Origin of the sequence: Streptomyces oryzae (assembly GCF_017676365.1) — a bacterium.
GTDB classification, from domain to species: domain Bacteria; phylum Actinomycetota; class Actinomycetes; order Streptomycetales; family Streptomycetaceae; genus Streptomyces; species Streptomyces oryzae.
This window is the reverse complement of sequence record NZ_JADKMA010000035.1, coordinates 30113-44061: the sequence shown is the minus strand read 5'-3', so window position 1 is coordinate 44061 and position 13949 is coordinate 30113. Positions and strand designations below refer to the sequence as shown.

Annotated in this window: 11 protein-coding genes; 3 read left to right on the top strand and 8 right to left on the bottom strand. The window is 72.6% G+C overall.

Annotated elements, in window-relative coordinates; translation table 11 throughout:
* The 4 genes from ITI46_RS09665 to ITI46_RS09650 all read right to left on the bottom strand — a co-directional run.
* Window positions 1-1648: ATP-binding protein (locus ITI46_RS09665; RefSeq protein ID WP_209239033.1), on the bottom strand; the 1648-nt coding region annotated here is incomplete at its 3' end.
* Between the two features lie 38 nt (window positions 1649-1686).
* The gene (locus ITI46_RS09660; RefSeq protein ID WP_209239032.1) at window positions 1687-3315 is read right to left on the bottom strand and encodes an acyl-CoA carboxylase subunit beta; all 1629 of its coding nucleotides are present in this window, start codon (window positions 3313-3315) and stop codon (window positions 1687-1689) included.
* On the bottom strand, window positions 3312-5054 hold the full coding sequence (locus ITI46_RS09655) for an acyclic terpene utilization AtuA family protein (RefSeq protein ID WP_209239031.1): 1743 nt from the start codon (window positions 5052-5054) through the stop codon (window positions 3312-3314). Before ITI46_RS09655 ends, ITI46_RS09660 begins: the two co-directional genes overlap by 4 nt.
* On the bottom strand, window positions 5051-5905 hold the full coding sequence (locus ITI46_RS09650; RefSeq protein ID WP_247745726.1) for a TIGR03084 family metal-binding protein: 855 nt from the start codon (window positions 5903-5905) through the stop codon (window positions 5051-5053). The genes ITI46_RS09655 and ITI46_RS09650 overlap by 4 nt, the downstream gene beginning before the upstream one ends.
* A gap of 117 nt (window positions 5906-6022) precedes the next feature.
* Here ITI46_RS09650 and ITI46_RS09645 point away from each other — a divergent pair, with 117 nt between their 5' ends.
* Entirely contained in the window at window positions 6023-6526 is a 504-nt protein-coding gene (locus ITI46_RS09645) for a hypothetical protein (RefSeq protein ID WP_209239029.1), read from the top strand.
* A gap of 47 nt (window positions 6527-6573) precedes the next feature.
* Here the strand turns inward: ITI46_RS09645 and ITI46_RS09640 are convergent, their stop codons facing one another.
* The 4 genes from ITI46_RS09640 to ITI46_RS09625 all read right to left on the bottom strand — a co-directional run bounded on the left by ITI46_RS09640 (window position 6574) and on the right by ITI46_RS09625 (window position 12175).
* Window positions 6574-7044, bottom strand: a complete 471-nt coding sequence (locus ITI46_RS09640) for an SRPBCC family protein (RefSeq protein WP_209239028.1) — start codon at window positions 7042-7044, stop codon at window positions 6574-6576.
* A 50-nt stretch (window positions 7045-7094) separates the two neighbouring features.
* Complete coding sequence (locus ITI46_RS09635; protein WP_209239027.1) at window positions 7095-8309, bottom strand: RNA-guided endonuclease InsQ/TnpB family protein; 1215 nt, start codon at window positions 8307-8309, stop codon at window positions 7095-7097.
* Between the two features lie 368 nt (window positions 8310-8677).
* On the bottom strand, window positions 8678-11566 hold the full coding sequence (locus ITI46_RS09630; protein ID WP_209239026.1) for an FAD-binding and (Fe-S)-binding domain-containing protein: 2889 nt from the start codon (window positions 11564-11566) through the stop codon (window positions 8678-8680).
* A 222-nt stretch (window positions 11567-11788) separates the two neighbouring features.
* Entirely contained in the window at window positions 11789-12175 is a 387-nt protein-coding gene (locus ITI46_RS09625; protein ID WP_209239025.1) for an MmcQ/YjbR family DNA-binding protein, read from the bottom strand.
* Window positions 12176-12277: 102 nt separating this feature from the next.
* Here ITI46_RS09625 and serC point away from each other — a divergent pair, with 102 nt between their 5' ends.
* Both serC and ITI46_RS09615 read left to right on the top strand, forming a co-directional pair.
* Window positions 12278-13396, top strand: a complete 1119-nt coding sequence (gene serC, locus ITI46_RS09620) for a phosphoserine transaminase (RefSeq protein WP_209239024.1) — start codon at window positions 12278-12280, stop codon at window positions 13394-13396.
* Between the two features lie 152 nt (window positions 13397-13548).
* Window positions 13549-13941 (top strand): PNPOx family protein, encoded by a 393-nt coding sequence (locus tag ITI46_RS09615; protein ID WP_209239023.1) that lies wholly within the window; start codon window positions 13549-13551, stop codon window positions 13939-13941.
* Window positions 13942-13949 lie beyond the last annotated feature (8 nt).

Genomic DNA, 13949 nt, shown 5'->3' with positions numbered 1-13949 from the left:
GCCGCACCCCTCCCACCTCCAGCACGACCCCGTCCGCCCGGACGGCAACGGCCCGCACCCCGGGATAGGCGGACGGCTCGGGGGCCACGCCGCCCCTCCCCCACACGTACCGCGCCTCGTGCTCGGCGCCGCCCTCATCGGCGTACCGCCGGCTCGCGGGCACCGAGGGCAGGTTGCGCCAGCCGCCGACCCGCGCCGCGACCCGTGGCCGGCCCGGCGCGTCCCGTACCGCCTCGGCCAGCGCGGCGGCCAGCGCCGCGTACCCCGCACCGTCCGGTGCCGCCTCGGCGGCCTCAGGGGCGGTGGGCTCACCAGTCGGCTCGCCGGTCAACTCGCCGGTCAACCTCGCGAGATGCCGCTCGTAGAACCCGGTGTCCATGCGCGCCCCGCAGAAGTCGGGATGCCGCAGCGAGCGCACCAGCAGGTCCCGGTTGGTGACCGGCCCGTGCACCGTCGCCGTCTCCAGGGCGCGGGCCAGCTTCCGGATCGCGCCCTCGCGGGTGGGCGCCCAGGCGATGACCTTCGCGAGCATCGGGTCGTAGTGGACCCCGATCTCGCTGCCGTCGGCGACTCCGGCGTCCACCCGGACATCGCCGGGCACCTCCAGCCGCCACAGCCTGCCCGTCTGCGGCTGCCAGTCCCGCGCCGGGTCCTCCGCGTACAGCCGGGCCTCCACGGCGTGGCCCCGCGCGGGCGGCGGTCCCCCGGGCGGGAGGGGAGCGCCTTCCGCGACGGCGATCTGGTGCGCGACCAGGTCGATGCCGTGGACGCACTCCGTCACCGGGTGTTCGACCTGGAGCCGGGTGTTCATCTCCAGGAAGAGGGGTCCGCCCTCGGGCGGGACGAGGAATTCCACGGTTCCCGCGCCCACGTAGGCCACCGCGCGGGCCGCGGCCACGGCAGCGTCCTCCAGTGTGCGCAGCACCTGGCCGCTCAGCCCCGGCGCGGGCGCCTCCTCGACGACCTTCTGGTGGCGCCGCTGCAGGGAGCAGTCCCGGGTGCCCAGCGCCCATACGGCACCGTGCGCGTCGGCGAGCACCTGGACCTCGACATGCCGGGCCCGTTCGATGTACGGCTCGACGAACACCTCGCCGTCCCCGAAGGCCGAGGCGGCTTCCGCGCCCGCCGCGGCCAGTTCACCCTCGAGCGCGGCGAGTTCGCGGACGACCCGCATGCCGCGCCCGCCACCGCCCGCAGCCGCCTTGACCAGCACGGGCAGGTCGGACTCCCGGATCCGGTCCGGGTCGAGGGGCGCCGGCAGCGGCACCCCGGCCTCGCCCAGCAGCTTCTTGGCGGCGGTCTTGGACGCCATGGCCTCGATCGCGGCGGGCGGCGGGCCGATCCACACCAGCCCGGCGTGCTGGACGGCGCGGGCGAAGCCGGCGTTCTCGGAGAGGAAGCCGTAGCCGGGGTGCACGGCATCCGCGCCGGCGGCCACCGCCGCCTCGACCACCAAGTCCCCGCGCAGATAGGTGTCGGCGGGTGCGCTGCCCGGCAGCCGTACGGCGGCGTCGGCCTCGCGGACGTGCGGCGCGTCGGCATCGGCGTCGGAGTGCACGGCGACGGTGGCGATGCCCAGTTCGCGGCAGGTGCGGAAGATGCGCCGGGCGATCTCACCGCGGTTGGCGACCAGAACGGAACGGATCATTCGCTGCTCCCTCTCCCACTGCGCGCGGACACAGCGGCTCACATCCGGAAGATGCCGAAGCCGCCGCGGGCTCCGGACACCGGCGCGGTGTGGATGGCGGACAGGCAGATGCCGAGAACGGTGCGGGTGTCGCGCGGGTCGATGACGCCGTCGTCGTAGAGCCGTCCCGACAGGAACATCGGCAGCGACTCGCTCTCGATCTGCTGCTCGACCATGGCCCGCAGTCCGGCGTCGGCCTCCTCGTCGAAGGGCTTGCCCTTGGCGGCGGCCGACTCGCGCATCACGATCGACAGCACACCGGCGAGCTGCTGCGGGCCCATGACGGCCGACTTGGCGCTCGGCCAGGCGAACAGGAAGCGAGGGTCGAAGGCGCGACCGCACATTCCGTAGTGGCCCGCGCCGTAGCTGGCGCCCAGCAGCACCGACAGATGCGGCACCTTCGAATTGGAGACGGCGTTGATCATCATCGAGCCGTGTTTGACGATGCCGCCCTGCTCGTACTCCTTGCCGACCATGTAGCCGGTGGTGTTGTGGAGGAAGAGGAGGGGGATGTCGCGCTGGTTGGCGAGCTGGATGAACTGGGTCGCCTTCTGCGACTCCTCGCTGAACAGCACCCCCTGTGCGTTGGCGAGGATGCCGACGGGGTAGCCGTGCAGCCGCGCCCATCCGGTCACCAGGCTGGTCCCGTACAGCGGTTTGAACGCGTCGAACTCCGAGCCGTCCACGATCCGGGCGATCACCTCGCGCGGGTCGAACGGCACCTTCAGCTCGCCGGGCACGATGCCCAGCAGCTCCTCGGGGTCGTACAGCGGCTCCCGTACGGTCTCCGGGTCCGGGTCGGGGTGGGCCTTGCGCCAGTTGAGGCGGGCGACGACGCGGCGGGCCCGGCGCAGCGCGTCGGGCTCGTCCAGCGCGTAGTGGTCGGCGAGCCCTGAGGTGCGGGCGTGCATGCCGGCGCCGCCCAGCTCCTCGTCGTCGGCCTCCTCACCGGTGGCCATCTTCACCAGCGGCGGGCCGCCGAGGAACACCTTGGCGCGCTCCTCGACCATGATCACGTGGTCCGACATACCGGGTATGTAGGCGCCGCCTGCCGTGGAGTTGCCGAACACGACGGCGATGGTCGGAATGCCCGCCTCCGAGAGCCGGGTGAGGTCACGGAAGAGGGCGCCGCCCGGGATGAAGATCTCCTTCTGGCTGGGCAGATCGGCCCCGCCGCTCTCCACCAGATTGACGCAGGGCAGCCGGTTCGCGTACGCGATCTCGTTGGCCCGCAGCGCCTTCTTCAGCGTCCACGGGTTGCTGGCGCCGCCGCGTACGGTCGGGTCGTTCGCGGTGATCAGGCACTCGACGCCCTCGATGACGCCGATGCCGGTCACCAGCGAGGCGCCGGTGGTGTAGTCGCTGCCCCAGGCGGCGAGCGGGGACAGCTCCAGGAAGGGGGTGTCAGCGTCGAGAAGCAGCTCGATGCGTTCACGGGCCAGGAGTTTGCCGCGCTCGCGGTGGCGGGCCACGTACTTCTCTCCGCCGCCCGCGAGGGCCTTGGCGTGCTCGATCTCCAATTGTTCGAGCTTGCCGAGCATGGCGGCGCGGTTGTCCGCGTACTCCGGGGCCTGCACATCGAGGGCGCTGGGGAGGGCACTGCTGGGGGTGCCGGCAGGGGCGCTCATGGCAGGAAGACCTCCGGTATGTCGAGGTGGCGCGCGCGCAGCCACTCGCCGAGCGCCTTGGCCTGCGGGTCGAACCGGTGCTGCGAGGCCACCCCTGCGCCGAGGATGCCGTCGATCACGAAGTTGAGGGCTGCGAGGTTGGGGAGGTGGTGCCGGGTGACGTCCAGCTGCCGTGTCTCCGGGAGGAGTTCGCGGAGCCGGTCGACGGTGAGCGTGTCGCACAGCCATGCGTGGATGTCCGGGTCGGCGTCCCGCGCCCAGACGCCGATGTTGGCGCTCCCGCCCTTGTCCCCGCTCCGCGCCCCGGCGACGAGGCCGAGCGGGGCGCGCCGGGTCCGCGGGCTCTCCCGCTGTCGCGGAGCTCGGGGTACAGGGCGCGCAGGCTCCCGGTTCGGGGAGGGGGCGGGGCCGGAAAAAGAGACGTCCACCCGCGTACCGTCCGGCAGCACCGCGACGTGCGGCACCGCCTCAGCGGACACGTACGCCGCCTCGAACACCCCGTACGGCGCCCCTCGCGACGGCGGTGCCGTCACATGGAAGCCCGGGTAACTCGCCAGCGCCAGCTCGACAGCCGGGCCCGAGACGGCGCGGCCCACCACGCTCTCGTCCGGGTCCCGTACCACCAGCCGCAGCAGGGCGCCGGCCTCCTCCTGGACATCCGCGTCCATACGGTCCGTACGCACCAGGCTCCAGCTCACCTCCCGCGGACGCCGCACCCCGGGCCGCGCCAGGGCGGCCTCCATCTGTTCCTGTACGAGCGCCGCCTTGGCCGGCACGTCGAGCCCGGTCAGTACGAAGGTGACCTCGTTGCGGAAGCCGCCGAGCCGGGTGAGGCCCACCTTGAGCGTGCCGGGCCGCGGCTCGCCCCGCACGCCCTCGATACGGACCCGGTCGGGGCCCGCCTGGCTGAGCCGTACGGAATCCAGCCGGGCGGTCACATCGGGGCCCGGATAGCGCGGGCCCGCGGTCTCGTAGAGGAGCTGCGCCGTGACGGTGCCGACGGTCACGGCGCCGCCGGTTCCCGGGTGCTTGGTCACCACCGACGAGCCGTCTGCGGCGATCTCCGCCAGCGGGAAGCCCGGGTGGCGTACGTCGATGCCGTCCCGCACGAAGAAGGCGTAGTTGCCGCCCGTCGCCTGGGCCCCGCACTCCAGCACATGCCCGGCGACCACGGCACCGGCGAGCCGGTCCCAGTCGTCGTCCGCCCACCCGAAGTGCGCGGCGGCGCACCCGCTGACCAGCGCGGCGTCGGCCACCCGCCCGGTGACCACCACATCGGCACCGGCCCGCAGACACGCGGCGATCCCGGCGCCGCCCAGATACGCGTCGGCGGTCAGCACCCCCTCGCCCCAATTCCCCTCGCCCAGCAGATCGTCACCCTCGACATGCGCGACCCGCGCGGGCACGCCGACCCGCTCGCTCAACTCCCGTACGGCGTCGGCGAGCCCGGCCGGGTTGAGCCCGCCCGCGTTGGTGACCAGCGCGACGCCGCGCTCGCGGGCCAGGCCCAGTCCGTCCTCCAACTGCCGCAGAAACGTGCCGGCGTAGCCGCGCGCCGGGTCCTTCAGCCGGTCGCGGCCGAGGATGAGCATGGTGAGCTCGGCGAGGTAGTCGCCGGTCAGTACGTCCAGCGGGCCGCCGGTCAGCATCTCGGTCAGCGCGGTGAAGCGGTCGCCGTAGAAACCGGAGGCGTTGCCGATCCGCAGGGGCTCGCGCGGAGCACTGTCCGGGGTGCTCACGCCTCGTCCTCCAGCACCCTCCGGCCTGGGGGCACCCCCGGCCGAAGGCTGGGGGAGGGTGCGCGGCCCACCCCGGGCGGGCCCGCGAACGCCTGCGCGATGCCCAACCAGCGCTCGGCGTCGGGCCCTTCGGCCCGCAGTCCGGTGTCGTCGCGGTGCACCCGCTGGGTGACCAGCAGGCAGAAGTCCAGGGCGCTGCCGGTCACGCTCTGCGCCGCGCCCTCGGGCCCGTGTGCCCACACCTGGCCGCCGGGCCCGGTCACCTCCACCCGGAAGGGTTCGGCCGGCGGCTCCAGCCCGCGTACGGCGTACGCGAAGTCCCTGGCCCGCACGCCGATCCGTACAACGTGCCGCAGGCGGTCCGTCGGCTCGCGTACGACGCCGAGCGCTTCCGCGACATCCGTGCCGTGCGCCCAGGTCTCCATGATCCGCGCGGTCGCCATGCTCGCCGCGCTCATCGCCGTCCCGTACCAGGGCAGCCGGACGCCAGGCGCGAGTCCGGCCAGCGCCGCCTCCAGCGCCTCGCGTCCAGCCCGCCATCGCCGCAGCAACTCGTCCGGCGGCAGCCGGGCGCCGTCCTCGGCGCCCTCGTCGATGAAACTCCCCGCATCGGGGCGGGCCAGCTGCGCCTCGGCCTCCCGCCGGAAGCCTTCGGGGTCCGTCGCCGCGTGCAGCGCGCGCTGGTCCGTCCAGGCCAGGTGTGCGATCTGGTGCGCGACGGTCCAGCCGGCCGCGGGCGTCGGCGCCCCCCACGCGGTGTGCGGCAGGCCGGCGACCAGCCCCTCCACCTCCGCACTCTCGGCCCGCAGCTCCGCCAGCACCTCGCCGAGCACGCCCTGTGATACGGCCAACTCCCCGCCCTCCCTGTGTCCGTGGGCATGAGAGTGACAGCGCGGGCAAAAACAAGCAAGCGCGCTTGCATGACTTTTTCCCTCGCGGGTGGGCGGTGGTACGGCGATCATGGCCGAATGACGACCGAACGTGTGGGCCAGGAAGCGCTGCTTGCGTTGGCCGAGGGGCACCACGCCCGGACAGTGCGCCCGCTGGGCAGTTCGGAGGCTGCCGGGCACGCGGTGAAGGCATACGCCATCGAGGCGCCGGGCCGTACGGTGACCGAACAAGACGCGCGGGCCGCGCTGCGGATCGCGGCGGACCATCTGGCGTCGGCGCGGTTGCGGGGCTCGCTGGGGCTTTCCGTGCTGCTGCTGCACGCGGGCGGAGACGGCGACTATGTGCTGGTGCACACCTGGATCGAGGGCTACATGTCCGACCTCGCGGTCTTCACCGGACCGGCCGGCGACCTCGGCCAACTGCGGCCCGGCCGCTCAGGGCTCGCCCCGTGCGTGTGGGAGGCGGCAGTGCTGGCCCACGAGCGGGACGCGTTCACCCGGCATGTGCTGGATGGCACCTCGTCCCTGGAGGAGCGGCTGGCCGCCTGGCACGCGGACGTGCTCGAGGGCGAGGTGCGCTGAGCGGGCGGTGCGCTGAGAGAGCGCGGCGGCTTCCGGAGTTCCGGGGGCTACCCCTCCTCCGCCCCCTCCATCAACGCCTTGGCGCCGAGAACCTCGCGTTCCATGTCGGGCCGCAGGGTGCGCCGCAGCACCGGCTCGACCAGCAGGCGGAGGCCCGGCGGGAAGCCCATCTCGATCGTCCGCACCACCCGCGTCACGTCGCCCTCCGGCGTGCAGACGAAGCTCGCCGCGAAGCTGGACACCCGCCGCACGAGGCCGTTGTGCGGCGGAGGCGCGTAGCGGACGTGGACGGCCTCCCCCGGAGTGAGCTCCATCCGGGAGACCACTTTCGGCGCCGGGCCCGGAAGTCCCGGCAGCCGTGAGCGGAACTTGAACTCGGTGACGTTCTCCTCCCGGCGCACCCAGTCGATATGTCCCAGCTTGGCGTCGACCCGGGCGTACCGCTCCGGGTCCATCACCAGCCCCAGGAACGCGTCGGGGGTGCACCGTACGGTCTGCTCCACCGTCACTCGGATCATGAGGGAAACGGTATTGAATCCTCCCCTTCATAGTGAAGGGGATTCCTGGCTCAGGCTGCCTCTGGGAGCAGCGCTCCCGGGGGTCTTACGCCCTCGGCACCAGCCGGGTTGAGACCAGCCCGGTGGAGCATCACGCGGGCGGAGTTCTTGTCTCGGGGGGAGACGGTTCCGCACGCGGTGCACGTGTAGATGCGTTCCGACAGCGGCAGAGCGTGCTTGGTTCTCGCTCCGCACTGCGCGCAGTCCATGGTGGTGTGGGCCGGGTGCACCAGGTGCACGATCCGGCCGTGCTTGCGGGCCATCTCGGTCAGCGCCCGTTTGGTGGCGCCGATCGCCGCGTCGGCGGCCTTGCGGGCCATCGTCGACTTCGCGAGGAACCTGGGCTTGAAGTCCTCCATGGCGATCGCATCGTGGTCGCGGACGACGTTCTTGGCCCATTTGCGCCCGGTGTCCTGACGCTGCCGGGCGATCTTCGCATAGGTCTTCGCCCGCCACTTCTTCGCCTCCCGGTAGCCCTTCGACCCGGCCTGCCCCTTCTTCGGTTTGCGGCGGGCCATCATCCGGTCGTACCGGCCCAGCCTGGCCTGGGCTTTCTTCCCGTGCTGTGGATGCGGGAGGTCGTGGGCGTCGGACGTGGTGGTCGCGATCTCCTTCACGCCCCAGTCCACGCCGATCACCCCGCCGGTCTCCGGCAGGGGCAGTAGCCCGGCCGGGACCACGAAGCTCGCATACCAGTGCCCCAGGCTGTCCTGATACACGCGCACCGAGGAGGGCTCGGCAGGCAGCTCACGAGACCACACGGGCGTCACGACGATGCCCCCGGCCAGGTGCAGACGGCCGTCCTTCAGACGGAACCCGCGCCTTGTGTAGTTCAGACTCGCCAGCGCCTCGCGCTTCTTCTTCCAACCCGGCATCCCGGCCCGCTGCCGCTGCGGAAGGCCCTCCCGGATGTCCTTCAGCGCCTTCGCCCTGGACTTCCCGAAGTCGCGGATGAACTGCTGCTGCGGCACCGAACTGCCCTCACGCAGCCACGGAGTGCGGGCGCGGGCCTCGGTCAGCATCCTGTCCAGCTGCGCCGGACCGCACGTCTGCTTGTCAGCGCCGTCGGGCCGGGTCCTGTTGTGGGCATGGACCTGCTTCGACTTGGCCACGCTCTCGTTCCACACCCACCGGCACCGGTCCCACTCCGCCATCAGCGCGGCCAGCGCGGTCGAGGACACTCGCAGCCGGAACGTCCACCGGGCATGCCCGGCATCCCCCGCCACACCCTCACCCCTTCCACGACCCCCGGACCGAAAATCCGCAGCCTGCCAGCCCCTCGCGGCAAGACCGTACGTGCGACAGCCACACACCCGTACCAGATCACGCGATCACCACTCCAACTGGCGATCACCGGCACACCCGTTCGCATCCCCTGGCCCCGCCGCAGCCATACGGGCGCTCCGCGCTCACGGACCAGAGAGGCGGCCGCGCTCCACGCCGCAACACCGGGATGCGATTCTCCCCCGCAAGCGGGAGGTACCCCCACCCGGCGTGAACGCCGGGGCACCCTCGCAAGAAGGAGGTGACGGCCGCTCCCGTATGCCAGGCCCCCGTCCCAACCGTGATCGGGGGCCTGGCACCGTGCCCGGGATCAGTCGCGCGAGGTCAGCCCCTCCGCCAGCACCTCAGCCAGGTGCCGGCTCTTGAAACCGCCCAGCTGTTCCATCTGGGTACGGCACGAATAGCCGTCGGCCAGCAATTCAGTGCCCGGCTCCGCCTCCCGCAAGGCGGGCAGCAGCTGGTCCTCGGCGCAGGCCGCGGAGACCTCGTAGTGGCCCTTCTCGAAGCCGAAGTTGCCGGCCAGGCCGCAGCAGCCGCCGCTGAGGGAGCCGGTCAGTCCGGCGCTCTCCCGCAGCCGGCGCTCGGCGGCGTCGCCGATGACGGCGTGCTGGTGGCAGTGGGTCTGCCCGGCGACAGGGCGGTCGATACGGGGCGGCTCCCAGTCGGGGGCCTGCTCCTCCAGGGTCTGCGCGAAGGTGCGGACGGCCTTGGCGAGCCGCTTCGCACGCGGGTCGTCGCTCAGCAGCTCGGGGACGTCCGTCTGGAGGGCTGCCGCACACGGCGGCTCCAGGACGGAGACGGGCAGGCCAGCGTCCAGGGCCGGTTCCATCACGTCCAGGGTGCGGCGCATCACCGTACGGGCCCGGTCGAGCTGGCCCGTCGAGACGTAGGTGAGACCGCAGCACACCTGCTTGGGCGGTACGACGGGACGCAGGCCCGCGTCCTGGAAGACCCGCACCGCCGCCGAACCGGCCTCCGGGGAGAGGTAGTTGGTGAAGGTGTCCGGCCACAGGACGACCGGCTTGCCGGTGGCCGAGGCGCGGCCCGGCTGCTTGCGCCACCAGTGCGTGAACGGCGTACGGGGCAGCGCCGGAATGTCCCGTTCGGGGGCCAGCCCGCCCAGCCGCTTGGCGAGCGCCGCCAGCGGGGGCACCTTGGCGCCCGCGTTCAGCAGCGGCACCGTACGGGTGGCGGCGGCCAGCCGCAGCCAGCGCGGCAGCCAGCCCATCGAGTAGTGCGCCATGGGGCGGCGCTTGCCAGGTGTGCCGGCGGCGGCGTCGCCCTCGTAGTAGTGGTGCATGAACTCCGCCTTGTAGGTGGCCATGTCCACCCCGACGGGGCAGTCGCTGCGGCAGCCCTTGCACGACAGGCACAGATCGAGCGCGTCGTGCACCTCCTCGGACTGCCAGCCGTCGGTGACGACCTCCCCGGCGAGCATCTCGTGCAGCAGCCGGGCCCGCCCGCGCGTGGAGTGCTTCTCCTCACCGGTGGCGCGGAAGGACGGGCACATGACGCTCGCCCCCGCCGACTCGTTGCGGCACTTGGCGACGCCCACGCAGCGGCGTACGGCGGCGGAGAAGTCGCCCCCGTCGTGCGGGTAGCCGAACTCCACGTCGACCGGCTTGCGCGGCAGCGGCGCGAAGCGCAGGTTGGCGTCCAGCGGGTCGGGACGGACGAGCACGCCGGGGTTGAGGCCGTCGACCGGGTCCCACAGGTCCTTGAACCGGCCGAAGAGGGCGACCATCTCCTCGCCGTACATCCGGGTCAGCAGCTCGGCGCGGGCCAGGCCGTCGCCGTGCTCGCCGGAGAGCGAGCCGCCGTGCTGCACGACGACATCGGCCAGCGCCACGGAGAAGTCCCGGAACTTGGCGATGCCCGCCTCGCCCAGCAGGTCGAAGTCGATCCGTACATGGATGCAGCCGTCACCGAAGTGCCCGTACGGCAGCCCGCGCAGCCCGTACTCGCGCAGCAGCTTGCGGAAGTCCCGCAGATAGGCGCCGAGCCGGGGCGGGGGCACCGCGCAGTCCTCCCAGCCGGGCCACGCCTCGGCGCCGTCCGGCATCCGGGTGGCAGTGCCGGAGGCGTCCTCGCGGACCCGCCACAGGGCGCGCTGTCCGGCCGGGTCCACCACGAGGGTGTGGTCGGTGGTGCCCTCGCGTGCCGCGCGGCACAGCTGCTCCGCGTTGGCCCGCGCATGCGCCGCGTCGTCGCCGCCGACCTCCACGAACAGCCAGGCCCCGCCCTTGGGGAGGGAGGCGCGGGCCGCGTCGCCGACCAGGTCGTTGGCCATGCCCTCGACGGTCAGGGGGTGGTACTGCAGCAGCCCGGCCGCCGCCTCGGCCGCCGCCGACTCGTCCGCGTAGCCGAGTACGGCCAGCACTCGGGCGCCCGGCGTGGGCACCAGCTTGACGGTGGCGCGGGTGAGCACGCCCAGGGTGCCCTCGCTGCCGGTGAAGGCGCGCGCCCAGTCCTCGCCCTTCTCGGGGAGGAGTTCGTCCAGCGCGTAGCCGGAGATCCGGCGGGGCAGCTCGGGGAACCCGGTGCGCAGCCGGGCCAGTTCGCCCTGGACGAGGGAGGTGGCGCCGCTGCGCAGCCGCTCGGGCACGCCCGCGCCGCCCCGCGCCAGCCGGGCCCGCTCGCCGCCGTAGGTGAGCACTTCCAGCTCGTGCACGTTGTCGGCGGTGGTTCCCCAGGCGACCGAGTGGGAGCCGCAGGAGTTGTTGCCGATCATCCCGCCGATGGTGCAGCGGGCGTGGGTGGAGGGGTCGGGCCCGAAGGTGAGCCCGTAGGCGCCGGCGGCGTTGCGCAGGTCGTCCAGGATGACGCCGGGGCGTACGACAGCCGTGCGGCTGTCCGGGTCCAGATACTCGATGGTGCGCTGGTGCCGGGTGAAGTCCAGCACCACGCCCAGCCCGGTGGCCTGCCCCGCGATGGAGGTCCCGGCCCCGCGCGCCACCACGGGGACGCCCTGCTCACGGCAGACGGCCAGCACGGCCGCCACATCGTCGTCGTCCTTCGGCGCCACCACGCCCAGCGGCACCCGCCGGTAGTTGGAGGCGTCCATCGTCATCAGCGCTCTGTCCTGGGCACCGAACTCCACCTCGCCGCCGCGCACTGCTGCGCGCAGTGCCTTCTCCAGCTCCCGGGCGACCGATGCGTCTGCCGCGTCCGCCGCTTCTGCCCTACGTGCGTCTCCCATGCGCACAGAGTGCACGCTGACCGGGGCCGGGCGCTGCCCCTGCGGGATCTTTCGTGTCTGTGGTCCGCGTCACGCTGCCGCTCGGCCGTCGAAAAGCGTCTGACCTGGGGATCAGCCGATTTTTGTCAGCCCGCCGATCCGGAACAAGACGGGTCGCGAAGCTGTCCAGCTTGGCCATTGATGGCCGCCTGCGGAGGGTTCGCGCTCACTTCCGCGTACGGCTCACCCCGCGTACGGATCGGGCGCCGTGAACGTCTCCAGCAGCCGGGGCGGCGCGGCCTGCTGCCAGGAGTCGACGACGATGTCCCGCAGCTCCGTCATGTCCTCCAGCGCCACCAGCCGCGCCCGCACCCAGTTGGAGCCGGCCTCGTGCGGCGGCACCCAGAACTTCTCCGGCTCGGCGGCGATCAGCTCGCCCCGCTCCAGGCGCGGGCAGCGCACCGCGAACGAGGACTCGTCGTCCGGCATGGTGAGGAACATCTTCCCCGCCACCCGGAAGGTCGGCATGGACCACGCCTCCACCTCCTTGGTCTCGGGGAGAGCAAGGGCGAGGCGCCGTACGTCGTCGGGGCCGGGCCGCCGGGCACTGGGTCTGTGACCTGCTGTCATACGCCCAGCTTATGAGCCGCGGCCGGCTTTGGGGGTCCATCTTCCGTCTCAGGCGCTGGAACGCTGACGAGGCGATCTGGACGGCGGCACTAGGCTTGCCCCGTGGCTGATCTCCAGATTCCCGCTGACCTCAAGCCCGCCGACGGCCGTTTCGGCTCGGGCCCCAGCAAGGTGCGTCCGGAGGCGCTCAGCGCCCTGGCTGCGACCGGTACCTCCCTCATGGGCACCTCCCACCGGCAGGCGCCCGTCAAAGACCTGGTCGGAAAGGTGCGCGAAGGCGTACGGAGCCTCTTCTCGCTGCCCGAGGGGTACGAGGTCGTACTCGGCAACGGCGGCTCCACCGCCTTCTGGGACGTGGCGACCCACGGCCTGATCGAGCACAGGTCCCAGCACTTGTCGTTCGGCGAGTTCTCCTCCAAGTTCGCCAAGGCCGCCAAGCAGGCGCCGTGGCTGGGCGAGCCCAGCGTGATCCAGAGCGACCCGGGCACCCACCCCGAGGCCCGCGGCGAGCAGGGCGTCGACGTCTACGCGCTGACCCACAACGAGACCTCCACCGGCGTCGCCATGCCGCTGCGGCGCGTGCCGGGCGCCGACGACGGCTCCCTCGTCCTGGTGGACGCCACCTCCGGCGCCGGCGGACTGCCCGTCGACATCACCGAGACGGACGTCTACTACTTCGCGCCGCAGAAGTCCTTCGCCGCCGACGGCGGGCTGTGGATCGCGGTCTTCTCCCCCGCGGCCATCGAGCGCGCGGAGCGGATCACCACCTCGGAGCGCCACATCCCGGCGTTCTTCGATCTGCAGACGGCGATCGACAACTCGCGCAAGAACCAGACGTACAACACCCCGGCGCTGGCCACGCTCTTCCTGCTGAACGACCAGCTGGAGTGGATCAACGGGCAGGGCGGGCTGGAGTGGGCCGTCTCCCGCACCGCGGACTCCTCCTCGCGGCTTTACGGCTGGGCGGAGAAGGCGTCGTACGCGGCGCCGTTCGTCGCCGACCCGGAGCAGCGCTCGCAGGTCGTGGGCACGGTCGATTTCGCCGACGGGGTGGATGCTGCGGCCGTGGCCAAGGTGCTGCGGGCGAACGGTGTCGTGGATACCGAGCCCTATCGGAAGCTGGGGCGCAATCAGCTGCGGGTCGCCATGTTCCCGGCCGTCGAGCCGGCGGACGTCGAGGCGCTGACGGCTTGCATCGACTGGGTGATCGAGCGCCTCTGAGCTTCGCGCAGGCTGGGGAGGGGGTGCCCCTGTTCCACCGTTGCAGGCTGCGGGTGCGCTGTGGTTGCGCGCGCAGTTCCCCGCGCCCCTGACGGGGCAACGCCCCATGCGGGGTAGCATCCGTTCCCGGCCCGCCGGGTACGGGCATCCCCATGAGCACCCCCACCACTGGCTTTCAGCTCTTCGCACGGGAGCGACACGTACGGCTGACGACGTACGAGCGGGAGGGCACCCCCGTCGGCCACCCCACGCGGATCGCCGTCGAGGGCGACCGCGCATACGTACGCATCCACGCGCGCGCCAGGCAGCGGGAGCACATCGAGCGCTACCCGGAGGTGGAGCTCGCCGCTGCCACCCTCACCGGCACCCCCGCAGGGGCGCCGATGAAGGCGCGGGTGCGGGAGCTGCGGGACAGCGAGGCGCGGCACGCCGCCGCGCAACTGGCCCGCAGACACCCGCTGACGCAGGGCATCCTCGTACCGCTCGGCTACCGGCTCATGCTCGCCCGGCCGGTCCACTACGAACTGCGGCTGGTCGGCGAGTAGCCGCTGCG